The 25,137-nt window shown below is 69.8% G+C and carries 23 protein-coding genes; 11 read left to right on the top strand and 12 right to left on the bottom strand.

What is annotated here, in order from left to right:
- The first annotated feature begins 36 nt into the window (after positions 1-36).
- Together ACWPOB_RS02770 and ACWPOB_RS02765 are read left to right on the top strand one after the other, a co-directional pair.
- Positions 37-1,029, top strand: a complete 993-nt coding sequence (locus tag ACWPOB_RS02770) for a zinc-binding alcohol dehydrogenase family protein (RefSeq protein WP_455399900.1) — start codon at positions 37-39, stop codon at positions 1,027-1,029.
- A gap of 52 nt (positions 1,030-1,081) precedes the next feature.
- Positions 1,082-1,975 carry a universal stress protein gene (locus ACWPOB_RS02765; RefSeq protein WP_044476559.1) on the top strand — a complete coding sequence of 298 codons (894 nt, stop codon included), beginning with the start codon at positions 1,082-1,084 and terminating at the stop codon, positions 1,973-1,975.
- A 38-nt stretch (positions 1,976-2,013) separates the two neighbouring features.
- On the opposite strand, the gene ACWPOB_RS02760 is transcribed toward ACWPOB_RS02765, so the two are convergent.
- Together ACWPOB_RS02760 and ACWPOB_RS02755 are read right to left on the bottom strand one after the other, a co-directional pair.
- The gene (locus tag ACWPOB_RS02760; RefSeq protein ID WP_100057079.1) at positions 2,014-2,739 is read right to left on the bottom strand and encodes a VIT1/CCC1 transporter family protein; all 726 of its coding nucleotides are present in this window, start codon (positions 2,737-2,739) and stop codon (positions 2,014-2,016) included.
- Between the two features lie 52 nt (positions 2,740-2,791).
- The gene (locus ACWPOB_RS02755; RefSeq protein WP_455399820.1) at positions 2,792-4,273 is read right to left on the bottom strand and encodes a bifunctional aminoglycoside phosphotransferase/ATP-binding protein; all 1,482 of its coding nucleotides are present in this window, start codon (positions 4,271-4,273) and stop codon (positions 2,792-2,794) included.
- A 170-nt stretch (positions 4,274-4,443) separates the two neighbouring features.
- Here ACWPOB_RS02755 and ACWPOB_RS02750 point away from each other — a divergent pair, with 170 nt between their 5' ends.
- The 6 genes from ACWPOB_RS02750 to ACWPOB_RS02725 all read left to right on the top strand — a co-directional run bounded on the left by ACWPOB_RS02750 (position 4,444) and on the right by ACWPOB_RS02725 (position 12,214).
- Entirely contained in the window at positions 4,444-6,786 is a 2,343-nt protein-coding gene (locus ACWPOB_RS02750; protein ID WP_100057077.1) for a glycerol-3-phosphate 1-O-acyltransferase, read from the top strand.
- The gene (locus tag ACWPOB_RS02745; RefSeq protein WP_455399819.1) at positions 6,783-8,216 is read left to right on the top strand and encodes an HAD-IB family hydrolase; all 1,434 of its coding nucleotides are present in this window, start codon (positions 6,783-6,785) and stop codon (positions 8,214-8,216) included. The genes ACWPOB_RS02750 and ACWPOB_RS02745 overlap by 4 nt, the downstream gene beginning before the upstream one ends.
- A complete protein-coding gene (locus ACWPOB_RS02740; RefSeq protein WP_455399818.1) occupies positions 8,213-9,400 on the top strand; it encodes a lysylphosphatidylglycerol synthase transmembrane domain-containing protein in 1,188 nt (395 codons plus the stop codon). The genes ACWPOB_RS02745 and ACWPOB_RS02740 overlap by 4 nt, the downstream gene beginning before the upstream one ends.
- Positions 9,401-9,501: 101 nt before the next feature.
- Positions 9,502-11,043, top strand: a complete 1,542-nt coding sequence (locus tag ACWPOB_RS02735; RefSeq protein ID WP_100057075.1) for a sodium-dependent transporter — start codon at positions 9,502-9,504, stop codon at positions 11,041-11,043.
- Complete coding sequence (locus tag ACWPOB_RS02730) at positions 11,040-11,177, top strand: methionine/alanine import family NSS transporter small subunit (protein WP_165041487.1); 138 nt, start codon at positions 11,040-11,042, stop codon at positions 11,175-11,177. Before ACWPOB_RS02735 ends, ACWPOB_RS02730 begins: the two co-directional genes overlap by 4 nt.
- Before the next feature lie 212 nt (positions 11,178-11,389).
- Complete coding sequence (locus tag ACWPOB_RS02725; RefSeq protein WP_455399817.1) at positions 11,390-12,214, top strand: hypothetical protein; 825 nt, start codon at positions 11,390-11,392, stop codon at positions 12,212-12,214.
- Positions 12,215-12,262: 48 nt separating this feature from the next.
- On the opposite strand, the gene ACWPOB_RS02720 is transcribed toward ACWPOB_RS02725, so the two are convergent.
- Positions 12,263-12,910, bottom strand: coding sequence for a TetR family transcriptional regulator (locus tag ACWPOB_RS02720; RefSeq protein WP_100055038.1), 648 nt, complete (start codon positions 12,908-12,910; stop codon positions 12,263-12,265).
- A gap of 160 nt (positions 12,911-13,070) precedes the next feature.
- On the opposite strand from ACWPOB_RS02720, the gene ACWPOB_RS02715 reads away from it, so the two are divergent.
- Both ACWPOB_RS02715 and ACWPOB_RS02710 read left to right on the top strand, forming a co-directional pair.
- Positions 13,071-13,922, top strand: a complete 852-nt coding sequence (locus tag ACWPOB_RS02715) for an LLM class F420-dependent oxidoreductase (protein WP_455399816.1) — start codon at positions 13,071-13,073, stop codon at positions 13,920-13,922.
- 29 nt (positions 13,923-13,951) lie between these two features.
- The gene (locus ACWPOB_RS02710; protein WP_455399815.1) at positions 13,952-15,457 is read left to right on the top strand and encodes an FAD-dependent oxidoreductase; all 1,506 of its coding nucleotides are present in this window, start codon (positions 13,952-13,954) and stop codon (positions 15,455-15,457) included.
- 21 nt (positions 15,458-15,478) lie between these two features.
- Here the strand turns inward: ACWPOB_RS02710 and ACWPOB_RS02705 are convergent, their stop codons facing one another.
- The 9 genes from ACWPOB_RS02705 to ACWPOB_RS02665 all read right to left on the bottom strand — a co-directional run bounded on the left by ACWPOB_RS02705 (position 15,479) and on the right by ACWPOB_RS02665 (position 24,419).
- The gene (locus ACWPOB_RS02705; RefSeq protein ID WP_455399814.1) at positions 15,479-17,047 is read right to left on the bottom strand and encodes a GMC oxidoreductase; all 1,569 of its coding nucleotides are present in this window, start codon (positions 17,045-17,047) and stop codon (positions 15,479-15,481) included.
- 122 nt (positions 17,048-17,169) lie between these two features.
- On the bottom strand, positions 17,170-18,417 hold the full coding sequence (locus ACWPOB_RS02700) for a hypothetical protein (RefSeq protein WP_455399813.1): 1,248 nt from the start codon (positions 18,415-18,417) through the stop codon (positions 17,170-17,172).
- Positions 18,418-18,422: 5 nt separating this feature from the next.
- Positions 18,423-18,974 (bottom strand): nuclear transport factor 2 family protein, encoded by a 552-nt coding sequence (locus tag ACWPOB_RS02695; RefSeq protein WP_455399812.1) that lies wholly within the window; start codon positions 18,972-18,974, stop codon positions 18,423-18,425.
- A gap of 17 nt (positions 18,975-18,991) precedes the next feature.
- Positions 18,992-19,186 carry a ferredoxin gene (locus ACWPOB_RS02690; protein WP_006936239.1) on the bottom strand — a complete coding sequence of 65 codons (195 nt, stop codon included), beginning with the start codon at positions 19,184-19,186 and terminating at the stop codon, positions 18,992-18,994.
- Positions 19,187-19,197: 11 nt separating this feature from the next.
- Positions 19,198-20,556 carry a cytochrome P450 gene (locus ACWPOB_RS02685; protein WP_455399811.1) on the bottom strand — a complete coding sequence of 453 codons (1,359 nt, stop codon included), beginning with the start codon at positions 20,554-20,556 and terminating at the stop codon, positions 19,198-19,200.
- Positions 20,553-21,353 (bottom strand): SDR family oxidoreductase, encoded by an 801-nt coding sequence (locus ACWPOB_RS02680; protein WP_455399810.1) that lies wholly within the window; start codon positions 21,351-21,353, stop codon positions 20,553-20,555. The genes ACWPOB_RS02685 and ACWPOB_RS02680 overlap by 4 nt, the downstream gene beginning before the upstream one ends.
- Entirely contained in the window at positions 21,346-22,557 is a 1,212-nt protein-coding gene (locus ACWPOB_RS02675) for a cytochrome P450 (RefSeq protein ID WP_455399809.1), read from the bottom strand. The genes ACWPOB_RS02680 and ACWPOB_RS02675 overlap by 8 nt, the downstream gene beginning before the upstream one ends.
- Before the next feature lie 3 nt (positions 22,558-22,560).
- Positions 22,561-23,121, bottom strand: coding sequence for a TetR/AcrR family transcriptional regulator (locus ACWPOB_RS02670; protein ID WP_006936248.1), 561 nt, complete (start codon positions 23,119-23,121; stop codon positions 22,561-22,563).
- A 74-nt stretch (positions 23,122-23,195) separates the two neighbouring features.
- Complete coding sequence (locus ACWPOB_RS02665) at positions 23,196-24,419, bottom strand: cytochrome P450 (RefSeq protein ID WP_455399808.1); 1,224 nt, start codon at positions 24,417-24,419, stop codon at positions 23,196-23,198.
- Positions 24,420-24,505: 86 nt separating this feature from the next.
- On the opposite strand from ACWPOB_RS02665, the gene ACWPOB_RS02660 reads away from it, so the two are divergent.
- Positions 24,506-25,099, top strand: a complete 594-nt coding sequence (locus tag ACWPOB_RS02660) for a TetR/AcrR family transcriptional regulator (protein ID WP_455399807.1) — start codon at positions 24,506-24,508, stop codon at positions 25,097-25,099.
- The last annotated feature ends 38 nt before the right edge of the window (positions 25,100-25,137 follow it).

The raw sequence follows: 25,137 nt of genomic DNA, 5'->3' as shown, positions 1-25,137 counted from the left end.
CGACGGAAGGAGACGCGCATGAGCACCCCCGGAGAGATGCGAGCATGGCGTGTCGACATCCCACGCCCCGCGGCGGAACATCCGTTGCGGCCGGTCCGGGAACCGATTCCCGAACCGGCGCCCGGGGAACTGCTGGTGCGTGTCCTCGCGTGCGGGGTGTGCCGTACCGACCTGCACGTGAGCGAGGGCGACCTGCCGGTGCACCGGCCGCACGTCGTCCCCGGCCACGAGGTCGTCGGTGAGGTGGTCGGTGGCGACCTCGGCGAGCACCGGGTAGGCGACCGGGTGGGCATCCCGTGGCTGCGCAGCACGTGCGGCCGGTGCCGGTACTGCCTGCGCGGGGACGAGAACCTGTGCCCGAACTCCACCTACACGGGCTGGGATGCGGACGGTGGTTACGCCGAATATGCCACCGTCCCTTCCGCTTTCGCACTGCCGCTACCGTCCGGGTACTCGGACGCGGAACTCGCACCCCTGCTGTGCGCCGGCATCATCGGCTATCGGGCACTGCTGCGCGCCGAGGTCCCGGAGGGCGGCGTGCTCGGCCTGTACGGCTTCGGCGGCAGCGCCCACCTCGCCGCGCAGGTCGCCCTCGCCCGGGGCGCCCGCGTGCACGTCATGACCCGCGGCGAGACCGCCCGGCGGCTCGCCCTCGAACTCGGCGCGGCCTCCGCGCAGGGCGCATACGACGAGCCGCCCGAGCCGCTGAACTCGGCGATCCTGTTCGCCCCCGCCGGGGAACTGGTGCCCACCGCGCTCGCCGCACTGGACGCCGGCGGCACGCTCGCCGTCGCCGGCATCCACCTCAGCGACGTGCCTCCGCTGAACTACCAGCAGCATCTGTTCCGCGAACGCCAGGTGCGCAGCGTCACGGCCAACACCCGCTCCGACGCACACGAGTTCCTCGGCTTCGCGAACGAACACCACCTGCACGTCACCACCACCGCGTACGGGCTCGACCGTGCCGACCGCGCGCTCGAGGACCTGTCCGCGGGGCGTTTCGGCGGCGCGGCGGTCCTGGTTCCGTGAAACACTCGACATGCGCCCCCGAGCGCGGAGAATGCACCGAGAAGGAGATCGAATGAGCACACTTGCCAACCGGAATGCCGTCGTAGCGGGCGTGGACGGTTCCGCTGTCGCCACGAGTGCGGCCCGGTGGGCGGCCGCCCTCGCTGCTCGTCTCGGAGCGCCCCTGCACCTGGTGCACTCGCTGCCCAGCGAGGGCATCTTCTACAGCGAGGCCGCGGTGCTCATCCAGGCGCAGATGGTCGACCAGCTCCGGGAGGACGGCGAAGCGATCCTGTCGAACGTCACCGACGTGGTCCGCTCCGACCATCCGGATCTCGAGGTGCAGAGCTTCATCGGTCCGGGACCCGCCGCCAACTCCCTGCTCGAGGCCGCGGAGGACGCCCGCCTCGTGGTGATGGGCGCCACCGGCGCCAACGCCGTGGAGAACTTCCTGCTCGGCTCGACCGTGCTGCGCGTGGCCAACCACGCCCCGTGCCCGGTGGTGGTGTGGCGCGGCGACACAGCACGACCGCTGCCGGACACCCGACCCATCGTCGTCGGCGTCGACGGCAGCGAGCTGTCGACGGCCGCGGTCGGGCACGCCTTCGAGTACGCCTCACTGTTCGGTGTGCCGCTGGTCGCGGTGCACTCCTGGATCGGGGACGCCGCCCTCGGCGTCGGCACGGTCGCGACGCTGGTGGACTGGGAGGCGGTGGGCGAGTCCGAATCCGCGGTCCTGTCCGAGACTCTCGCCGGCTGGCACGAGAAGTTCCCCGACGTGGAGGTCCGCCGCGTCGTGGACCGGGGCCCCATCGCGAAGGTGATCCTGCGCCAGCTCGAGGACGCACAGCTCGTCGTGGTGGGCAGCCACGGTCGCAGCCAGTTCACCGGGGCGCTGCTCGGGTCGGTGAGCCAGAACCTGCTGCACAACGCGCCCTGCCCGATCATGATCAGCCGCAAGAAATGACGACCGGCCGGTGCCGCCCGTGGCCGGGCGGCACCGGCTCAGGCCGTCACGGTCCCGAACGCCATACCCACCGCATACGTCACGATCATCGCGAGCGCACCGCCGATCACCACGCGGGACATCGCCCGGCCGCGCCGCGCGCCGCCGAGCCACGCGCTGACCGAACCCGTCAGAGCCAGCGCCACGAGCACCGACACGAACGTGACGGGGATCCGCAGGCTCGCCGGGGGCAGGACGATCACGAGCAGCGGCACGAGGGCGCCGACTGTGAACGAGACCGCCGACGAGAACGCCGCGGCCCACGGATTGGCCAGCGCCTCGGGATCGATGCCGAGTTCGACCTCGGCGTGCGCGGCCAGCGCGTCGCGCTTGGTCATCTCCTTCGCCGCGGAGCGCGCCGTCGCCCTCGACATCCCCTTGCCCTCGAGCAGCGCGGTCAGCTCCTCCAGCTCGGCGTCCGGCATCTCCTCGAGCTCGCGACGTTCCTTGTGCAGCAGCGCCCGCTCGGTGTCACGCTGCGTGCTGACCGACACGTACTCCCCCAGGGCCATCGACACCGCGCCGGCCGCGAGCCCGGCGAAACCCGCTGTGAGGATCGTCGATTCGTCGGTGGTGGCGGCGGCCACACCGACGACGAGGCCGGCCGTGGAGACGATTCCGTCGTTCGCGCCCATCACGCCGGCGCGCAGCCAGTTCAGTTTCGCCGAGATGCCTCCGGAGTGCGGCTCGACGTCGGCGTGATTGAGGGAAGGATCGGTCGACATGCCGCCAGGCTAGGGCGATTCCGCGCGCCGCGGTAGCAATGCGAGCCTGTCCTCACCACGGTCCCGGACCGAGTTCCCGCTCCAGCCACGCGGCATCGGGGAGGGCGCCGTCGCTCGTGTCCACGACGCGAGCCGTGGGCCACTCGTCGCGCACGTGCAGCTGCTCGTCCAGGACCGCGGGCGTGGCGTCGGACGCGTCGTCGCCCCGCTCGCGCCGGGCCACGATGCGGCGGACCAACACCGCCGGGTCCGCCCGGCACTCGATCTCGACGAGGTCGGCGGTCGCGGCGGCCGCAACCTCACGCGCCGCCGCGCGACGAGCCTCGGTGAGCCACGTCGCGTCCAGCACGACCGATTCGCCGTGGGTGAGCGCGACGGCGGCGCGACGCAGCACCTCCCCGTAGGTCTCGTCGGTGTGGGCGGCGCTGTAGAGCCCGGCACCGACGGCGGCGGTCGCATCGGCGGTCGGGGCGAGACCGGCCAGTTCCTTGCGGACCACGTCGCTGCGCAGCACGGTCGCGCCCAGGTACTGCCCGGCGAGGTGGGCCACGGTGGTCTTGCCGGTGGCGGACAGTCCTCCGACGACGACGAGGCGGACCCGGCCCCGGTCGAGGTTGCGCCGCGTCTGGTCCAGGAGCGCGAGCGCGCTGCCGCGCGAGTGCTCGTCACCCTGTTCGTGCCGCAGCGCAGCGACCTTGGCCCGGACCACGGCCCGGTACGCGATGTAGTGGTGCATCAGCGACGGCGGGAACGCGTCGGCGGAGAACTCGGCATAGGCGGGCAGCAACTGCCGCGCCGCCGCCTCGCCGCCGAGCCGTTCGAGATCCATCGCGAGGAAGGCGATGTCGAGTGCGGCGTCGCCGTAGCGCAGCCGGTCGTCGAACTCGAGGCAGTCGATGATCCGGGGGCCGTCGTCGAGGCAGAAGATGTCGTCGGCGAGCAGATCACCGTGGCCGTCGACGGCCCGCCCGGCGGCGATCCGCTCGTCGAGCACCCGTTCGCGGCCCGCGAGATAACGGCCGGCCATGTCCCGGATCGCGGTGAGCCCGTCGGCGGCCTCGGCCCCGACGGGCAGACGGTCGAGGTGGTCGAGGCTCTCGCGCCACAGTCCGTCGAGGAACTGCGCCGTGGCACACCGGTCGATGGCCGGATCGTGCGGCGACGCGGCGTGCAGGGCCGCGACCTGCCGCGCGACGGCGGTGACGACCCCGGCGACGGGCTCGCCCCGCTGCACCAGCGCGGCGAGCCGGCGGTCGTCGGGCAGCCGACGCATCTCGACGAGGTGCTCGCACACCTGCCCGTCGGGCCCGTGCACGTCGGCGACGCCGAGGTAGACGTCCGGGGCGAGACGCCGGTTGAGTTCGACCTCACGGTGACAGGCCCGCTCCCGCGCCTGCCGGGTCCGGTTGTCGAGGAACCCGAGATCGAGCGGCTTCTTGAGCTTGTGCACGCGGCCCCCGACGAAGAACACCACCGAGGTGTGGGTCTCGCGGATCGCCGCGTACGCGGGTTCGGATCGGTCGGTGCCGGTCACGGAGTTCCTCCCCGATGGGGCTTGTCGAACATCGGTACGCTGCCCACCTTGCCTCAGGGTGGACCGGATCGCGCGCCGGCAGAAGTGCCGAAGGTCTCTCGTGTGGTTGCACCGGAGCCGGTGCCGGATACGCGGTACGTTTCACTCGGGCTATCCGGGAATGGGGTGACATGAGCACGAACGGGCGGGGCTCGGAATCCGGGAGACAACCGACGGTGGTCGTCGCCGAGACGACGACACCGATCGAGCGCAAGCTGATCGCGAGCTGGCTGCGGTCGGACCGGGTGCCGAAGGAGTACCGCGCCGACGGACCGGTCGAGGAGATGGAACTCGACCCGCGCCGGCTCGCGCGCGATCTCGTGAACCGGGACGACGATCCCCTGGTGCTCCCCGTGGGAGTGGTGTGGCTGCCGGAGGCCCGGGACGGCGAGCGCCGGGTCCGGTTCTCCGACGTCGTGGCGCTGACCAACCCGCGCAGTCCGAACCGGCTCCTGCAGAAGTGGTTGGTCGGGCGGTCCCCCGACCGGTATCGGATCGTTCTCGCCGAGCCGGCGCGGCTGAGCGAGTTGCGTGCCCGGCACCTGGCCGAGGACGGCGACCCGGCACCCGAGTCGTTCGCCCGGTTCGTGACGCACCGCGCGGTGGTGGGCCTCGATCGGGCCGAGCGTGCCGTCATCGGCGACCGCTACAAGGTGCCGAGGCTGGTGGCGGAGCAGATCATGGATTCGGCGTCGTTCCGGCGCCGGCTCGACGCGATCAGCACCGAGCACAACATCGCGCCCGAGGAGGTCCGGGTACGGGCGACGTCCGCCCTCGGGGAACTCGTCGCCGTCCAGTCCCGGCTGGTGACCGACCTGTTCACCGAGATGATGCGTCCGCTGCACTCCGCGGCGTGGACCGTGCACGCCGACGAGTCCGGGCTGCGGAGCCTGCGCGACGTCAACCGGCGATATCCGCTGGTGTTCCTGCCGTCGCACCGGTCCTACGCGGACGCGTTCGTGCTCGGCGACGTGCTGGCCCGGAACGATTTTCCGCGGAATCACCTCATGGGTGGCGCCAACCTGACGTTCTGGCCGATCGGCCCGATCGCCCGGCGCACCGGCACCGTCTTCATCCGCCGTAGCTTCGGCGACGATGCCGTCTACAAGGCGGCGCTCGAGGAGTACTTCGCGTATCTGCTGACCAAACGGTTCAACCTCGAATGGTATTTCGAGGGTGGCCGCACCCGCACCGGCAAACTCCGCGCGCCCCGCTACGGCCTGCTCAACTATGTGGCCAACGCCATCCGGAGCGGCCGGGTCGAGGACGCGATGCTCGTGCCGGTGTCCATCACCTACGAGGGGCTCGCCGAGGTCGCGGCCGTCGCGGCCGAACAGACGGGGGCCCAGAAGAAGCCCGAGGGCCTGGCCTGGCTGGCCCGGTACGCGCGCAATCAGCGGCGCCGCGCGGGCAACGTGTACGTGCGGTTCGGCGAACCGCTGTCGATGCGCTCGCAGCTCGCCACGAGCGGGGACCCCGAGCTGTCCGGGGAGCCGGCCGAGCCCGGGAGCGAGGGCAGCCGCAAGGCGCTGCAGAAGGTCGCGTTCGAGGTGGCCGTGGGCATCAACTGCCACACCCCGGTCACGGTGAACTGCCTGGTCACCCTCGCTCTACTCGGCGTCCGGGACCGGGCGCTGACCCTTGACGAGGTGCGGGCGGTGATCGCGCCGGTGCGCCGGTACATCGACGCCCGCGGAATACCCCAGGGCGAACTCGGCGTCCTCGACATCGAGGGCGGCCTCGCGAACGTCCTCGCCTCGCTGAGCGATGCCGGTGTGGTCACCACCTACGCCGGCGGGGACGAGCCGGTCTACGCGATCCAGCCCGGGCAGCACCTGGTCGCCGCGTTCTATCGCAACAGCGGCGTGCACTGGTTCGTCAACCGTGCCCTGATGGAGCTGGCCATCCTCCACGCGCACGCCAATCCGGGCCTCGACCCGGTGCGGGCGGCGTGGGAGGAGGCCAAGGCGGCGCGCGACCTGCTCAAGTTCGAGTTCTTCTTCCCCGACCGGGACCGGTTCGAGGCCGACATGCGCGACGAGATCGCCCTGCTGATGCCGTCCTGGCGCGACGCATTGCCCGACGTGGAGCTCGCGCTGGCCGCGCTCCTCGAAACCGGGTTCTTCATGGTGCACCGAGCTCTGCGGTCCTTCTTCGACGCGCAGCTCGTCGTCGCCGAGCGGCTCGCCCGGCGCGACCCGTCCCTGCAGGTCGACCGCAAGACGTTCCTGGACGAGTGCGTCGCGGTCGGCCGGCAGATGCTGCTGCAGGGCCGGCTGTTCGGACCCGAATCGGTCTCGTCGGAACTGTTCGCGACGGCGTTACAGCTTGCCGCCAACCGCGGGCTGCTGGAACGTGGGGGCGAGGAGATTCGGCAGAAGCGGGAGGAGTTCGCGGCACAGCTGCTGGCGGTGGGCGAGCGGGTCCGGCTCGCCGAGTCTCTCGACGTATCCAACAGAAAGGCGGAGCGGTGATCCTCGAGGAAGCGCTCGAGCGCGTGCGTACCGGGCCGAAGGGTCCGGAGATCGCGGCATTCTTCGACTTCGACGGCACCATCGTCCACGGCTTCTCCGGTCTGCACTTCTTCCGCGACCGGTTGCTCGCCGGGAAGGTCGGCGCCGCCGAACTCGCCGCAACCATGCTCAACGGCTTGCGCGGCCACGACACCGAGGCGGACTTCGAGCGGTTCGTCGCCGTGGCGTTCAAGGCGTGGGGCGGGCACAGCGAGGAGGAGCTGTACGAGATCGGGCGCCGGCTGTTCGCGTCCACGATCGCCGGCCACATCTATCCCGAGGCGTGGCAGCTCATCCGGGCGCACCAGGCGGCGGGGCACACGGTGGTGATCGCGTCCTCGGCGTCGCGCTACCAGATCCAGGCGACGGCGGACGCACTCGGCGTCGAACACGTCCTGTTCAGCCCCCTCGAGGTGCGCGACGGAGTGCTCACGGGCCGTGTGGACGGGAAGTCGTTGTGGCGCAGCGGCAAAGCGCAGGCCGTGGCGGCGTTCGCGGAGGCGAACAACATCGATCGCGAGCAGAGCTACACGTATTCCAACGGGGGCGAGGACGCCGACTTCCTCGCCACGATGGGCAATCCGACGCCGACCAATCCGGACCGGAACCTCGAGCGCACCGCCGCCGAGCAAGGCTGGCCGATCCTGCGATTCAGGCCGCGCGGAACGCCGGGCACCAAGGAGGTGATCCGCACCCTCGCCGCGTACGGCGGACTGTTCGGCTCGGTGTGGACGGGCGTCGGCCTCGGCCTGCTCAACCGCAACAAGAAGGTGGCGCTCGACTCGATCGCCACCCTCACCGGTGAGGTGCCCCTCGCGCTCGCCGGCATCGACGTGAACATTCGGAACGAGGCCAACGCCTGGTCACAGCGCCCCGCGGTGTTCATCTTCAACCATCAGAGCCAGCTCGATCCGGTGATCATGGCGCGGGTGCTGCGGCACAGCTTCACCGGGGTCACGAAGAAGGAGATGGCGAGCGACCCGCTGTTCGGGCTGGTGCTCCGCTTCGTCGGTGCCGCGTTCGTGGACCGGGCCAACACCGAGCAGGCGAAGGCCGCACTCGGCCCTGTGGTCGACACGCTGCGCGAGGGCACCTCGGTGATCATCGCGCCGGAGGGCACCCGCTCCCTGACCCCGGAGATCGGCCGGTTCAAGAAGGGCGCGTTCCACATCGCGATGCAGGCGGGCGTGCCGATCGTGCCGGTGGTGATCCGCAACGCCGGGGAGGTGCTGTGGAAGCACTCCACGGTGCTGCGGCCGGGAACCGTCGACGTGGTGGTCCTCGATCCCATCGACGTGAGCGACTGGACCCTCGACGAGCTCGGTGCGCGGGTCGTGGAGGTCGAGGACCTGTACCGGAAGACGCTGGCGAACTGGCCCGCGACCACATGACCGATGCGGGTGAGAACGGGGGCGCGTCCGTGGGCGAAGACGACCACACCCCGGGCCACGGACGTGACAGCGGCAACGGCAACGGCCGCGGCAACGGCAGCGGCAGCGGCAACGGCAACGGCAACGGCAACGGCAACGGCAACGGCGGAATGTCGCCGACCCGGCGCCGGCGCCTCAAGTGGTTGCTCGGGCTCGTGCTCGTCGTCGTCCTCACCGTGGAGGTCGTTCTCGTCTGGCCGGAGCTGAAGACCAGCGTCGGCAGCCTCGGCGACCTGCGCTGGTGGTGGGTGGGTGCGGCGATCCTGGCCGCACTGACCGAGATGTCGAGCTTTGCCCGGGTACAGCGCACCCTGCTGTCCGCGGCCGGGGTCACCGTGACGCAGCGTCAGTCCCTGTCGGTGGCGTACGCGGCGAACTCGATGAGCGTGACCCTGCCCGGCGGACCCGTGGTGGCCACCACCTTCACGTACCGGCAGATGCGCAAGTGGGGGGCCAGCCCCGTCGTCTCCACCTGGCAGCTGGTGATGGCCGGCCTGCTGCAGGCCGCGGGCCTGGCGCTGCTCGGTCTGGTCGGCGCGCTGCTCGTCGGTGCCACCACCAACCCGTTCTCGCTCATCTTCTCCCTCGGCGGGTTCGCGGCGTTCCTGGTGCTCGTGCAGTACGCGGCCAGCCGGCCCGACGCGTTCGAATCGATCGGCATCATCGCGCTGCGCGGAGTCAACCGCCTGCGCAAGAAGCCCGCACGGGCCGGTACCCGCGCCTGGAAGCGGATCGTGGCTCAGCTCCAGGCGGTCCAGCTCGACCGCACCCACGCCGCGCGCGCGTTCGGCTGGTCGTTGTTCAACTGGCTGTGCGACGGTGCGTGCCTCGCCTTCGCCGCGTACGCGATCGGCGGCAAGCCCAGCCTGGCCGGCATCGCCGTCGCGTACGCCGCGGGCACCGCCGCCAGCCGCGCAATCCCCCTCCTGCCGGCCGGGCTCGGGGTGATGGACGCCGTGCTCGTGCCCGCGCTGACGGCCAGCGGGATGACCGGCGCGCAGGCCCTGGCCGCCGTCGTCGTATACCGGCTCGTGAGCTTCCTGATGATCGCGTCGATCGGCTGGGTGATCTTCGCCCTGCGCTACCGCGGCGCCCCGCCGGACGAGGAACCGGGTCCGGAACTCGACAAACTGTGGCGGGACTGAGCCACCACCGCCGGCACACCGCGTCCGTCCGCCCGGATCAGCCGCGAGGCAGCCGCGGGGGCGCTAGCGTCGACAGTCTGTAACCGAGGAAAGGTACGTCAGTGACAGAGGACGCAGCGGTGCGCAAGAGAGAGGTCTGGTCCGGCCGGTCGGTGTTCATCCTCGCCGCCATCGGCTCGGCGGTCGGCCTGGGCAACATCTGGCGCTTCCCGTACATCGCGTACGAGAACGGCGGCGGTGCGTTCATCGTGCCGTATCTGGTGGCCCTGCTGACCGCGGGCATCCCGTTGCTGTTCGTCGACTACGCGATCGGTCACAAGTTCCGCGGGTCGCCGCCGCTGGCGTTCCACCGCCTCAAGCGCGCGACCGAGAGCCTCGGCTGGTGGCAGGTGGGCATCTGCTTCGTCATCGGCGTCTACTACGCGGTGATCATCGCGTGGGCGCTGCGCTACACGTTCTTCTCAGCCACGCAGGCATGGGGCGACGACGCGGAGACCTTCTTCCTGCAGGACTTCCTGCAGATGAACGCGGACGCCACGTTCGGCCTGGACTTCGTCCCGGGCGTGGCGTGGCCGCTGCTCGGGATCTGGCTCGTGGTGCTCGTCATCCTGGGTCTGGGCGTTCAGCGCGGCATCGGCGCGGCGAACCGGTTCTTCGTGCCGTTGCTGCTGGTGCTGTTCGCCGGCATGGTGGTGCGGGCGCTGACCCTCGACGGCGCCGCCACCGGTCTCGACGCGTTCTTCCGGCCGGACTGGTCGGCGCTGACCGACACCGGGGTGTGGATCTCCGCCTACGCGCAGATCTTCTTCTCGCTGTCCGTCGCGTTCGGCATCATGGTCACCTACTCGTCGTACCTCAAGCACCGGACCAACCTCACGGGCTCCGGTCTCGTCGTCGGCTTCTCGAACTCGAGCTTCGAGATCCTCGCCGGAATCGGCGTGTTCTCGGCGCTCGGCTTCATGGCACAGGCGCAGGGCGTCGCCGTCGACGAGGTGGTCAGCGGCGGTATCGGGCTGGCGTTCATCGCGTTCCCGACGATCGTCTCGGAGATGCCCGGCGGTTCCCTGTTCGGCCTGCTGTTCTTCGGCTCGCTCGTCTTCGCCGGTTTCACGTCGCTGATCAGCATCATCCAGGTGTGCGTGTCGGCCGTCGAGGACAAGACCGGCCTCACCCGCGTCCCGGCGGTCCTGATCGTCGGTGGCGTCGCAAGCATCACCTCGCTGCTGCTGTTCCCGACCACCACCGGCCTGAACACCCTCGACGTGGTCGACCGCTTCGCCAACCAGTTCGGCATCGTCGGGGTCGCCTTCGCGACGCTCGTGGTGCTCGCGTGGGGGCTGCGCCGGCTGCCCGAACTGCAGGACCATCTCAACTCGGTGTCGTCGTTCCGGGTAGGCCTGCTCTGGCGGGTCTTCGCCGGCGTCCTCACACCCATCGTGCTCGGCTACATGTTGATCAGCGAGATCGTGGATCGGAGCCGGGAGGGCTACAACGACCTGCCGGATGCACTCGTCATGACGTTCGGGTGGGGCGTGCAGGTGCTGGTGATCGTGATCGCGGTGGCATTGTCCTTCGCACCATGGGGCCTGACCGACGCCGAGCTGGCGCATACCGAATCGACGGAAGCGGGAGAGAGACTGTGAGTGGATCTGCGATCGGGATGATGCTCGTCGCGCTGGGGCTGGTGTGGGGCGGTCTCACCGTCAGCCTGCTGCATCTGCGCCGGAACCCGGACGAGACTTCGGGGCTGGCGCCGGCGGAACCTCGCCACGACTGAAATGTCCGGTCTCGAACCGGACACAACTCGTTTCGTTTGAATAACACCACGCCGCGCCGGACTGGCCGGTCTGTTCTTCCTGTGGTCTGCTTGATCTCACCAACACCATGAGTCACACGAGTAACACCAGACCCATGGGTCTCCGCCCCGGAGCCGTCGCACGACTCCGGGGCGGAGGGTGTTCCGGTTCCGACCACGTACAGGAGCGAAGCATGACCACCAGGACCACCCGGCGCAGGCTGCGCCGGCTCACCGCCGCAGCCTCCCTCACCGTGGCCGCTGCTCTGGCGCTGCCCACCGTCGCGGCCGCCGAACCCCCCGCGGACCCCGCAGTCGCCGCGGCGCCGGCGCCCGACCCGCTCCTCGGCGCCCTCGAGACGCTCCGGGCCCAGCCGGGCGCCGATACGCTCGCGCTCGCCGCCGCCGAGGCCATTGGCTCCGCCCGCGGCGGTGCCACCGACGTCGCCGAGAACTCGCCGCTCTCCGCCTACGAGGACGCCGTGGAGTTCCTGCGCGGCCTCGGTATCGAACCGTTCCTCTACCCCACCGGCGCGCCCTTCTGCACCGAGGGCGGCAGCCTGCCGCTCGGTATCGCCCCCGCCGTCGCCGGCGCGGCTCCCGGCCCGTGGCCCAACCTGAACATCCCGATGGTCGGTCCCGTCAACGCCGTCGATCCCGGCGAAACCCTGTTCGCCTTCGTGCCCATGGGCGTCGAGAAGGACGGCGGGAACACCACCGGCATGCAGGTCGCCTGGTTCAACGTCAACACCTTCCAGGGCGGGTTCGTGCCCATGGGCACCATCGCCGAGGCCGCAGCCCTCGCCGTTCCCGGCGGCCTGCCCGAGTTCGCCAAGCCCCTCGTCGCCGCCGCGGTGCAGAACTTCTTCGCCGGCGCGGTCCCGCTCGGCGGAGTCCGCGCGGCACCGGTCGCGACCGGCTCGGGAACCGTCCTGGCCGCCGTGTTCGGCACGGTGCAGAACGGCGAGACGTCGTGCTTCTTCCTCCCGACCGTGGGCATCGTGGAGGTTCCCGCCTGATCCGTCGCGTCCGGGGCGCGCATCCGCGCCCCGGACGCAGCGGCCGCGTCAGCCGATCGCCTGCAGCTTCTCCAGCCGGTCGAACACGAGCCGCACCACACTGTCCATGTGCGCCATCACCTGATCCGCCGTGGCCCGACCGGCGGCCCAGCTCACCAGGTTCGACATCCACACGTCCGCGATCACGTGCACCGCGTTGAGGAGTTGCTCGCTGACCACCTCGACCCCGGCCGCCCGGGCGTACATCCCGGTGATGATCGCTCCGAGCCGGTCGAGCTCGGCCGACGACGAGGCGTCCGCGAACATCGCCGCACGCACGAGCGCGTCGTAGAGGTTGTGGTCGCTCTCGAGCCGGCCGATGTAGCCGTGCAGCACCGACATGATCCGTTCGTGAGCCGAGTCGCCAGGGATGTCGGTGTCGCCGAACCTGTTGCTCAGATCTTCGAACAGCAGCACCATCGCCACCACCAGCAGGTGGTTCTTGGACGGAAAGTAGCGGTACACGGTGCCCAGCGCCACGCCCGACCGCTCGGCGACGGCACGCATCTGGACCGCGTCGTATCCGCCCTCGGAGGCCAGTTCCTTCGCGGTCTCGATGATCCTCAGGTAGCGGGCGCGCTGGGCCGGCTTCAGGTCCGCGCCGAGAAGCGAAGTGGACCGCGCCTTCGTTCGGGATGCTGCACTCGGCTCCGCCATCGTCCTCACCTTTCGTACGCCTGCCCGCCAGCGTAGTGCGCCTTCCCTGGGCCGGCGCCGGGACCTGACCGAAAAAATGGACAGGTGTCTGGAACGGGTTCCACCAAACACTAGAACGCGTTACAGTTGCGTGGACCCGACAAGTAGGGAGGCAGCTTCCGTGCGTCACGGCATCACCCTGTTCACCAGCGATCGCGGTATCCGGCCCGAGAGGGCCGCCCGAGCGGCCGAGGAACGCGGCTTCGACGCGTTCTACGTCCCCGAACACACCCACATCCCCGTGCGCCGCGAATCCGCACACCCCGGCACCGGCAACGAGACGCTGCCCGACGACCGGTACCGCCGCACGCTCGACCCGTGGGTCGCCCTCGGACTCGCCGCGGCGGTCACCTCGACCATCAGGCTCGGCACCTCGGTGGCCCTGCCCCTCGAGCACGACCCCATCACGCTGGCCAAGACCATCGCGACCCTCGACCATCTCTCCGGCGGGCGGGTCGTCCTCGGCGCGGGCTTCGGCTGGAACGCCGAGGAACTCGCCGACCACGGCGTACCTCCCGGCAAGCGGCGTACCGCCCTGCGCGAATACCTCGAGGCGATGCAGGCGCTGTGGAACGAGGAGGAAGCCTCCTACGACGGGCAGTTCGTCTCGTTCGGCCCGAGCTGGGCCTGGCCCAAGCCGATCCAGCAGCCCCGCCCCCCGGTGCTGATCGGCGCGGGCGGCACCGAGCGCACCTTCGCGTGGATCGCCCGCTCCGCCGACGGCTGGATCACCACCCCGATCGAACGCGACATCGACGACAACGTCGAGCGGCTGCGCGCCACCTGGGCCGAGGCCGGCCGCGACGGCGCCCCGGAGATCGTCGTCCTCGCCGGCCGGCCCGACCCCGCCAAGCTCCAGCAGTGGCGCGACCTCGGCGTGACCGAAGTGATGTTCGGCCTGCCCGACCGCTCGGAGGACGAGATCCTCGCCTACCTGGACAAGCTCGCCGCCACGCTGGAACCGACCCGCTGACGGTCCACGACCGAGAAGGAAACACCTCCATGACCACAGCTCCCTTCCGCCCGCTCCGTGCCGCAGAGGTCACCGCCTGGGACCACGAAGCCGACGTCGTCGTCGCCGGCTACGGCATCGCCGGCGTCTCGGCCGCCATCGAGGCCGCGCGGGCCGGCACCGACGTGCTGATCCTCGAACGCACCGGCGGCTGGGGCGGTGCCGCCTCCCTGTCCGGGGGAATCGTCTACCTCGGCGGCGGCACCCCGCTGCAGCGCGAGCTCGGGTTCGAGGACACCCCGGAGAACATGAAGAGATTCATGCTCGCCGCTCTCGGCCCCGGCGCCGACGAGGCCAAGATCTCGGAATACTGCGACGGCAGCGTCGAGCACTACCACTGGCTCACCGACAACGGAGTGGTCTTCAAGCCGGCGTTCTGGGGCGAGCCCGGATGGGAGATCCCCGGTGACGACGGTCTGATGTACTCGGGGGGCGAGAACTCCGCGCCGTTCAACGAGATCGCCACACCCGCCCCGCGCGGCCACGTGCCGCAGATGAGCAACAAGCGCACCGGTGAGCAGGGCGGCGGGTACATGCTGATGAAGCCGCTCGCCGAGACAGCCGAATCCCTCGGCGTGAAAACCGTCTTCGACATCCGGGTGCAGCGGCTGATCGTCGACGACACGGACCGGGTCGTCGGGATCGCCGCCAAGAAGTACGGGAAGGAGGTCTTCGTGCGGGCGCGGCGCGGCGTCGTGCTCACCACCGGCAGCTTCGCCTACAACGAGGCCATGGTCACCTCGTTCGCCCCGCAGCTGATCGGCCGCCCGGCTGCCGCGATCGAGGAGCACGACGGCTGCTCCATCCGGATGGCTCAGGCCCTCGGCGCCGACCTCGCGCACATGAGCGCCACCGAGGTGGCGTTCTTCGCCGACCCGCAGCTGATGGCGCGCGGGATCCTCGTCAACGGCCGCGGCCAGCGGTACGTTCCCGAGGACACCTACCCGGGACGCATCGGGCAGCTCACCCTCCTCGAGAACGACAACCAGGCGTACCTGATCATCGACGAGGCGGCGTACGAGGAAGGATGCACGACGACGAGTTCCACCCCGTACTTCCGGTTCCCGCCGAAGTGGGCGGCGGAGACCGTCGCCGAACTCGAATCCGACATGGGCCTGCCGGAGGGCACGCTGCAGGCCACCGTCGAGGTGTACAACCGGCACGCCGCGGCCGGCACCGACCCCGTCCTCGGGAAGAAGCCGGAGTGGGTCACGCCGATCGGCACCCCCGTCGCGGCCCTGGACCTGCGCAACTGCACCGCGGGCTTCACCCTCGGCGGCCTGCGCACCACCGTGAACTCGGAGGTCCTGCACGTCTCGGGCGAACCGATCCCGGGCCTGTACGCCGCGGGCCGGTGCACCTCCGGCGTGTGTGCGGGGGGCTACGCGAGCGGCACATCGCTCGGGGACAGCAGCTTCTTCGGCCGTCGCGCCGGCGTCGCCGCCGCCGAGTGTGGCCGAATGTCACATGGGTTCGATTCGATCGAACCCATGTGACATTCGGCCGGTTCGGGGTGCTCAGAAGAGGGCGCCGACATCGCGACGGACGATGTCGTCGGCACCGAACTCCGCCAGCGCCGCGATCGTCATGGACGGATTGCACGCCCCGGTCGAGCCGGGGATCTTCGCGCCGTCCACCACGTAGAGGCCCCGCTGGCCCAGCACGCGGCCCGCATCGTCGCAGACCGACTCGAACGGTGCGCCGCCGAGCGGATGGAAGGTGTTGACGTCGGCGGCGTTGACGTCGACGACGATCGCGGACGGCCCTGCGATCTGCCGGATGCGGGCCTCGATGGCCCGGGTGAGCTCCCGGTCGTAGGCTTGGTCCCAGTCGACCACGGCGTCGTCGAGCACCGAATCGTAGTGCCAGTGGCCGAGTCCCCGGACGACCCCGAGCCCGATCACCGAAGTTGTACCCAGGTCGGCCGGGAACGGCACCGGGCCGGTGACGATCATGAGCGGACCGGCCGGATTCCCGAGGTCCTTGAAGCCGACGCACGCGGGACCGCCCTGCCATGCACCCGGACTGAGCAGCGGGGTCGTCACCGAGAACACGCGGTCGCCGTTGTTGCCCCATCCCGTTCCCACGGCGTCGGGCAGATCCGGGATCAGGCCCTTCGCGAGCGCCTTGACGAGAAGCCTTGTGGTACCAGGCGATCCGGCGCCGAGAAACAGCGCGTCGGCGACGATGCGCTTGCGTTCGAGCACCACACCGTCCGTGGAGATCCGGTCCGTATGCGCGATCCACGTGCCGTCCCGTCCGCGCTCGATGTCGTTGACCCGGTGCAGCGTCTCGATGCGGACGTGCCCCGTGGCCTCGGCCTCCGCCAGGTACGTCACGTCGACGGAGAACTTGCCGCCGTTGTTCACGCCGTAGATCAGGTCGCCGTTGGTGTACGACGGCGCCAGTTCGCCGGTCAGCTCCCGCCGGGCGAACTCCCAGTCGATGGGCATCGGCACACGGAGTGGCTCGAAGCCCTCCTCGGCGACCCGGTCGAGGAACTGCCTCGACGAGCGGTAGCGCTCGTGGTCCAGCAGGTCGTCGGGGATGGTCTGCAGGCGCAGCGTGCGCGCCACGCGGGGAAAGTGTTCGACGGCGAGCAGGTCGTAGTCGATGCGCGACGACACGCTCTGCGCGAAACGCTCACCGTCGGGCTGCAGCGTCATCCCATGGTAGAGAAGGGAACTGCCGCCCACCCCGGCTCCGCACAGGATGTCGATGCCGTTGCCCTTCACCCGCTCCATCAGCCCGGTGTAGGGCTGCGACGGGATGGGCGGTGCCGCGGTCATCACCGGCAGCGGCGACAGCCACGACGCCCGCCGGTCCGGGGTCATCATGTGCGGGAAGGTCTCGGCGTTGGGACCGGAGGGCCAGCGCAAGCCCCGCTCGAGCACGACCGTGCGCACGCCCGCCCGGCCAAGATGCGCGGCGGTGACACCGGCACCGAATCCGCTGCCGACGATCACGGCGCGGTGACGTTCCTCGGTCACCGCGGGCCGGGCTCGCGCGACGGACGGCAGGGACAGTCCGACCGCGGCGACGGCCGCTCCGCCGAGCAGGGCACGGCGGGAAATTCTCTGGGTCACTCCGATTCGCTCCTGACTGCACGCAGCCACCCGAGCGAATGTATCGCTCACCTTCTCAGGCCGACAGAACGATACATTCGCTCGCGTGCGGGGGTGGGGTGGGGTGGGAATGGACGGGACGCTCAGACGACGGTGAGCGGCAGGGGGATTCCCCGGTCGGCGAACGTGAAGTTCGCGCCGGTGCTGAAGCGGGTGATCGCCACCTCGCCGCATTCCTTCGCGGGTTCGGCGTCGCGGATCACCTCGACGGTGAGCGCGTGTGCGTCCTCGAACACCACGTGCGCGGTGAAGTGCGGGTCGACGCCGCGCACTAGCGCCTGCAGCGGCTCGAGGTGGTGCCCGTCGACCAGAGTCGGCCACGACCCGTCCGCGTCGGCACCCCCGGCTCGTCCGAGGCGCAGGTGCAGCCTGTCGGGCTCCCACCGGATGTCGCGCTGGACGTACTGCCTCGGCGCGAACACGGGGTGGACCGACAGCACCGTCGCCAGTCCCTCGAAGTCGCGCGGCAGGCCGAGGGCGTCGCGTATCCGCTCGGACGCCAGCCCGGCGATGCCGGTCAACTGCTTGCGGGTGAGGGCCAGCGCGGCTTCCTCGTCGGTGCGTTTGCGCACGCCGATGAGAAAGCCCAGCGTGAGCAGATGCTGTTGCAGGCACACCTCCTCCGCGATCCGTACCAGTGCCGAGTGCGAGAAGGCCTCGAACCTCAGGTCGGAGAGCAGGGGCCCGGAATAGTCGCCGAGTCCCTCGTCCGCCGGGTCGATCGCGCTGAGTTCCACTGCGACGGCCGCGGTACGCCCGATCGCCTCGGTGTGGGGCGCGGCCTGCGGCGGAACGTGCGACGGGTCGATCGTCACCGTCCACGCGCAGTGCGGATGACGGCCGGCCGGCCGGCGCGGCGGCCGGTGGATCGGCCGCACCCGGGCGTGCGGGTTGGTGGCGAGGGCGGTCGCGTCGAACGTGGGGTCCTCGATGTCGTGGCACATGGCCGTCACGTACGCATCGCCCATCGGTTCGACGTCCATGAGCGCGCCGCAGTGGTCGAGCCGGAACTCACCGTGGTCGTGGTCGTCGACGCGGAACCGGAAGTCCATGAACTGCGGGGGCGCGCCGATGTCGAGTTGCAGCCCCTTGAAGATCGTCTCGACGCCGTCGCCCTCGTACCGCAGGGCACGCTGCATGCGCCGGGTGTACCACGGGCTCGACGCCTGCCACTCCTCGACGGCGACCTCGGTCATCCCCTCCCGTCCGAACGCCGAGATCAGGTGGGCCATCCCGGAGCGGTCGATGAGCTGGCCGCACAGGAGCAGTTCGGGGACGAGGACGGCGAGGTCGGCCCGGGAGAGCGCCGCGAAGGAGTCGCGGACGTTCACCGGGCTCACCACAGCGGAACCGGCGCCTGTCCGGCCGGATACCAGCCGGGAAGACGTTTCGTCGACGTCGACCGTTCGATCCGCTTGTTCATGCCGTCGGACAGGGCGTTGCCCGTGATCATCTCCAGGAAGAGGTGGGAGACGTTCCCGAAGTCGAAGAAGTCACGCTGCCAGGACCATCGGAAGTTCCCGCCGTAGCGGAACCAGCTGCCCCCGAAGCCGTACACCTCGTAGTGCGACCCGTCGTCGCGGGTGGCGTCGGCGACCTGCTTCCAGAAGCCGATGACGTCGCCGGTCCGCTCGTCCACGACGAACCGCTGGTAGGGATACTGCCAGCCCTCCAGGCCGGCCATCTCCTGGCCGAGCGCGAGCTCGCGGATCTCCTCGCGCCCGACCGCCATGAAGTCGTCCGTGGGACCGTAGTTCCAGCCGTAGGTCGCGTCCTCGGTGTACATGTCGGCCAAAGGCTTCCAGTCGCCGGCTGCCTCGGCCTTCTTGTTCGCCTCGATCCAGCGCTCGATCATCTCGTCGAGTTCTGCTCGGTCGAAGGGTGCCATGACTTGTCTCCTCTGGATCAGTCCTCGACGATGCGGAGGGCTCGGGTGGGGCAGTACCGTACGGCGGATCGGACGTCGCCGCACAGTTTTTCGGGTATGTCGTCCATCAGGATCCGGACCTTGCCGTGCTTGGGAACGTCGAAGACGTCCGGTGCCTCCAGCGAGCACATCGCGTGGCCCTGGCACAGATCGAGGTCTGCTTCCACTTTCACGGCGCGAGTCCTTACGTCCGGGTGCGACGGCGATAGCGCACGGCGCACGGCTGCGCGAGCTGCACCACCATCTTGGAATGGTCGTTGCGGTAGGTGTCGGCCGGCTGAGCCATCTCGAATTCGTAGTCGCGCAGCAGGACCGAGAAGATCGCCTTGAGCTGCATGAGGGCGAACGCCGCTCCCACGCACCGGTGCCGGCCGGCCCCGAACGGGATCCAGGTCCAGCGGTTGACGATGTCCTCCTGCCGCGGATCGAGGTAACGGCCCGGATCGAAGGCATCGGGCTCGGGGAAGTCCTCCGGGATGCGGTTGGAGATCGCCGGGGTAGCGCCGACGAGGTCGCCCTCGCCGATCCGGTACCCCTCGACCTCGAACTCGCTGCGCGCGACGCGCAGCAGCAGGATCAGCGGCGGGTGCAGCCGCAGCGTCTCCTTGAGAACCGACTCGAGCATCGGGATCTGCCGCAGCGCATGGAAACTCACACCTTCACCGTCGGCGTAGAGGACGTCGAGCTCATCGGTGACCCCGCGCAGGTATTCCGGATTGCGCAGCAACTCGATCAACGCCCATGCCGCGGTTCCCGACGTGGTGTGGTGGCCGGCGAACATCATCGAGATGAAGATGCCGGTGATCTCGTCCGCGCTGAACCGCTCCTTGCCGTCCTCGTCCTTGATGGACACGAGTACGTCGAGCATGTCGCGATCCTCCTTGCCCTGGGGCGGGTTCGCGATGCGGTCGACCATGATCTCCTCGACGAGGGCGACCAGCCCGCGGCGGGCCTCGTCGCGGCGACGGAAGCTCTCGATGGGCGCGTAGGGGTCGACGAAGGCGAGCGCGTCGGTGCCCTTCTCCAGGTCGTGGTAGAGGCTCGCGAACCGGCTGTCGAGCTGGTCGCGGAACTTCTTGCCGATCAGGCAGGCCGAGGACGTGTAGATGGTCAGCTCCGCGAAGAACTCCAGCAGGTCGATCTCACCCTCGTCACCCCACCCGGCGACGATGTCACGGACCTCGCGTTCGATCGTGGCGGCATGGCCCTTCATCTGCTCGCCGCGCAACGCAGAGTTGTGCAGCATCTCCTTGCGGCGCTCGGGGCTGGCGTCGAAGACCACGCCCTCCCCGAAGACCGGCTTCATGAACGGGTACGCGGCCTGCTGGTCGAGGTCCTCGTCGGAGGAGCGGAAGAAGAACTCGTTGGCCCGAGCCCCGGAGAGCAGCACGACGTTGCGGTCGGCGAGCTGAAATGCGCCGACGTCGCCGCACTCCTCGCGGACCCGCTGCATCAGGCCGATCGGGTCGGTGCGCAGTTCCTCGAGGTGGCCGTGTTCGTGCTCGCCCCCCGAGACGCGCGTGGGGGTGGTGATCGTGGTCATGCAGGGTCCTTTCCCCGAGAATCCTTCCGCAGAGGCGCTTCCGGCTGCACTTCGGTCAGCACCAGGTGGGTACCGCGCGGGGCCGAGACCACGGCGACGACGGCGTTCGCGATCTCGGAGGCGCGGAGGAAGTAGGAGTGCCGGGCGAAGCCCCATCTGGTCCAGTCGGCGATCAGCGGCTCGATGATCTCCGCGGGGGCGTCGAGTCCCATCCCGGTCTGTGTCGGGCCGGGACGCACCACCGAGGCGCGAACCCCGGTGCCCTCGAGTTCCATCCGCATCTGGCGCACGAGCGCCTCGAGGCCGGTCTTGGCGGCGACGTAGGCGCCCATGCGGGGTCGCGCGACGTCGGCGCAGTCCGAACCGATGACGACGAAGTCGCCGCGGCGCCGTTCGATCATCCCCGGCAGCACGCGATGGGCGAGACGCTGCGTGCCGACGAGGTGCACGTTCACCTGGAACTCGAACCGGTCCGGATCCATCTCGTGCACGAGCCGGAAATCCATGTCACCGGCGCCGGACAGGACGATCTCGTTGGGGCCCAGGGCGTTCTCGGCGGCGGCGACGAACTCGTCGACCGATTCGGTGGACGACACGTCGAGGAAGTGTGCGAAGGCCTCGCCGCCTTCGCCGCGGATCTTCTCCGCGAGGGCCTCGCACTGTTCGACGCGCCGCGCGCCGAGGGCGACCGGGTGGCCGAGAGCGGCGAGCGCGAAGGCGGTGGCCGTACCGATGCCGGAGGAGGCGCCGCTGACGATCGCGGGCCGGCGCGGTGGGTTGGGTTCGAATCTAGGCATGTCGCCGGGTCACCTCTACTGGCAGGGCCGCGAGGCCTCGGACGTTGGTGGAGTGGACGCGTTCACAGCGGTCGAAGTCGACGTCGTAGTCGGCGACGCGCGCGGCGAACTGTTCGAGCGCAATGTTCGCCTCGAGGCGCGCAAGGTGGGCACCTAGGCAGAAGTGCACGCCGCCACCGAAACTGGCGATCCTGGACGCGCTGTCGCGGCCGATGCGGAAGGTGTCGGGATCCTCGAACACCTCGGCGTCGCGGTTGGCCGAACCGATGAGCAGCAGCACCTTGTCGCCCGCGCGGATGGTGCTGTCGTGCAGGTCGATGTCGGTGGCGGCGGTGCGCGCGACGATCTGGCTGGAGGTGTCGTAGCGCAGCGTCTCCTCCACCCAGCCGGGGGCTGCGTCCGGGTTGCCGAGGACGCGGGCCACCTCGGTCTTGTTCTTCGCGCCCCAGTACAGCGCGTTGCCGAGCAGCTTGGTGGTGGTCTCGTTACCCGCGACGACCATCAGGAACATGAAGCCGATGATCTCGTCGTCCTCGAGGCGGTCTCCGTCGATCTCGGCGTCGAGCAGGGCCGAGGTGAGGTCCTCGGTCCGGTGGGCGCGGCGCTGCGCCAGCATGTCCGCGTAGTAGGCGACGAGGTTCAGCGACGCCTCCATCGCCGCGACGGGCACGTCGAGCACGCCCTGTTCCCGGTGGACCACCAGATCCGCCAGCCGGCGCAGTTCGGCGCGGTCGGCCTCGGGCACGCCCATCAGTTCAGAGATGACGTCCATCGGGAGCTTGCCCGCGAAGTCCGCGATCCAGTCGAATTCGCCCTTGTCCAAAGCGGTGTCGAGGTATTCGAGGGTCAGCTCGAGGATGCGGCTGCGCAGGTCGGCGACCCGGCGCGGGGTGAAGCCCTTGGAGACGAGCCGGCGCATGCGCATGTGGCGGGGGTCGTCCATCGCGAGGAACGACATGACCTTGTGGGCGTGGGGGCCGTAGGCCGACGGGTCGAGGGACACCCCGTTGGCGCTGGAAAGCCGGGTGTGGTCGCGGAAGCCCGCGACGACGTCGGCGTGCCGGGACAGGGCCCAGAAGCCGAGGTCGTCGTTGCGGTAGAGCGGCGCCTCTTCGCGCAGGCGCCGGTAGATCGGATACGGGTCCTCGTGGAAGCCGTAGTCGTAGGGATCGAACAGGAGCGGTTCGAGCGAAGCCTGGGTCATGCGCTACTCCAATAGAAGTTTGGCGGAGGTCTCCAGCCGATCGGCGATCTTCTCGTAGGTCTCGTATCCCATGCCCGCCCGGACGAGGGCGCCGGCGTAGAGCATTTCCAGCGCTTCGATCTCGTCGGGATCGGCGTCGGGGCCGAGGGCCGTGGCGAGCCGGTCCCGGATGTCGAGGCCGATGCGGGCGCGCAGGTGTTCGACGTCGGGGTCGCGGCCGAGCAGCGCGCTGGTGACCGCGCCGGCGAGTTCGGGCTCGTCGGCCATCATCAGCGCGACGTTGCGCAGCACCGCGACCACGCGGTCGACCCGGTCGGTCGTGGCCGCCTCGGGTTCGGGCGAGGCGGCGAGCCGGCGCCAGAACACCTCGGCGACGAGGTGCTCCTTGGACGAGAAGTAGGTGTAGGCGGTGGCCGGTGCGACACCGGCCCGAGCGGCGACGTTGCGTACGGTCAGTCCTGCGAACCCCTCTTCCCGCAGAACCTCGACGGCAGCGCGCGTCAGGCGGTCCACGGTGTCGGCCTGCTTCTCGGTGAGACGCCGGCGGGTGGATTCGAGATTCACATTTCTGGACACGTGTCTGGACATTACTACGGTCGCCTGTCCGAGGCAATGGTCCCCACCCACCCGAATCCGCTTCAGGCCTTCGGATACACCCGCACGGGCATGGATTTGATGCCGTTGATGAAGTTCGAGCGCAGCCGCCGGACCGGCCCCGCGGGCTCGATGCGCTCGATCCGGCGCGCCAGGGTCTCGAACAGGATGCGCAGTTCCAGTCGCGCCAGGTGCGCCCCCAGGCAGAAGTGCACCCCGGTGCCCCCGAACGCCACGTGCGGGTTGTGGGTCCGTCCGATGTCGAAGACGTGCGGGTCCCCGAAGACGTCCTCGTCCCGGTTCGCGCTCGGGTAGTACACGACCACCTTGTCCCCCGCCTCGACGGGCTGGTCCCCTATCGTCGCCGGGCACGTCGGCGTGCGGCGGAACCCGATCACCGGGGTGACCCAGCGGAGGATCTCCTCGACCGCGCCGGCGGCGAGTTCCGGCTCGGCCTGCAGGCGGCGCCACTGACCCGGATGGTCGATGAACGCCTGCATGCCGCCGGCGGTGGCGTTGCGCGTCGTCTCGTTCCCGGCCACCACCAGCAGCACGAAGAACATGTCGAATTCCATCTCGGTCAGCGTGTCGCCGTTCTCGTCCGGCCGGACGAGCCGGGAGACGATGTCGTCGCGCGGCTCCGCCCTGCGCGCCGCGGCGATCTCGTTGGCGTACAAGAAGATCTCCGCAGCGGCGAGTTCTCCGTCGGCCTGGGTGTTGCCGTACTCCGGGTCGTCGAACCCGATCATCCGGTTGGACCAGTCGTAGAGTCTGCCCACGTCCTCCGCGGGTGCGCCGAGCAGGGCGGCGATCACCTCGAGCGGCAGCGGAGCGGCGGCCACCGGCACGAAATCGACGACCGCGCCGTCGCGGCCCTGCTCGATCAGGTCGTCGACGATGCGGTTGCAGATGTCCCGGATGTGCCCCTCGAGCGTCCGGACCATCCGGGGCGTGAAGCCGCGGCTGACGAGCTGGCGCAACCGGGTGTGCTCGGGCGGATCGAGGTTGACGAGCATCGCCGCCTGCTTGAGGCGGGTCTCGTCGTCGAACTCGTCGATCTGCGTCGTGCCGAGCGCCGACGAGAAGGTGGCGCTGTCGCGGGAGACCGCGGTGACGTCCGCGTGGCGCGTCACCGCCCAGTAGCCGGGTCCGTCCTCCTCGTCCTGCCGGTAGACCGGGCAGCCGTGCCGCAACTCGGCGAAGAACTCGTGGGGTACCCCCTCTGTGTAGAGATCGGGGTTCTTCAGGTCGATACGTGATGCCGTCACGGGACCACCTCGCACTCGTTTACGAATGATCGTCGTTTATAAGCTACACATATTCGTTTGAAACGGAAGACCCGTAGGATGGGCGGATGGGGACCGAGAAGAAGAGGCCGATGCGCCGCCGAAACCTCAGCCGCGAGAAGGTGATCGAGGCGGCACTGGAGACGGTGGACGAGTCCGGCTGGGAGCAGTTGACGATGAGCACCCTTGCCGGCCGCCTCGGCATCGTCACCGCCTCGCTCTACAACCACGTCCGCGGTCTCGACGACGTCCGCGGCGAGATCCAGGTGCGGACGATGGCCGACCTCGGTGAGCGGCTGCGCGAGGTGGCGATGGGTCGCAGCGGCCCGGAGGGCCTGCGCACCCTCATCGACGCGCATCGTGCGTGGGCCGCCGAGCATCCGCATCGCTACCGGACGCTGACGACGGAACCGATCGACCGCAGCGCCCTGATGGCAGCGGCCCTCGACGCGAACAGGGCGCTGTGCTCCATGCTCACCTCATGCGGGGTGCCGGAGGAGGACACGCTCGAGGCCGCGGTGAGCCTGTTCACCGCGATGCACGGGTTCGCCACGATCGTGCGCAGCGGCTTCCTCGGCGACGAACTCGACCTCGACCGCATCTACGAGAACGTGGTCGCGGGAGCCTTTGCGGCGGCGGGGGTGACTCCGCTGCCGCGCTGAGCCGTTGCCCGGGGTCGGCGCCCGGGGTCTACCACTCC

The organism is Rhodococcus sp. 2H158, assembly GCF_053764755.1.
Note: the sequence above shows the minus strand (reverse complement) of the source record. Positions and strands in the feature narration are given on the sequence as shown.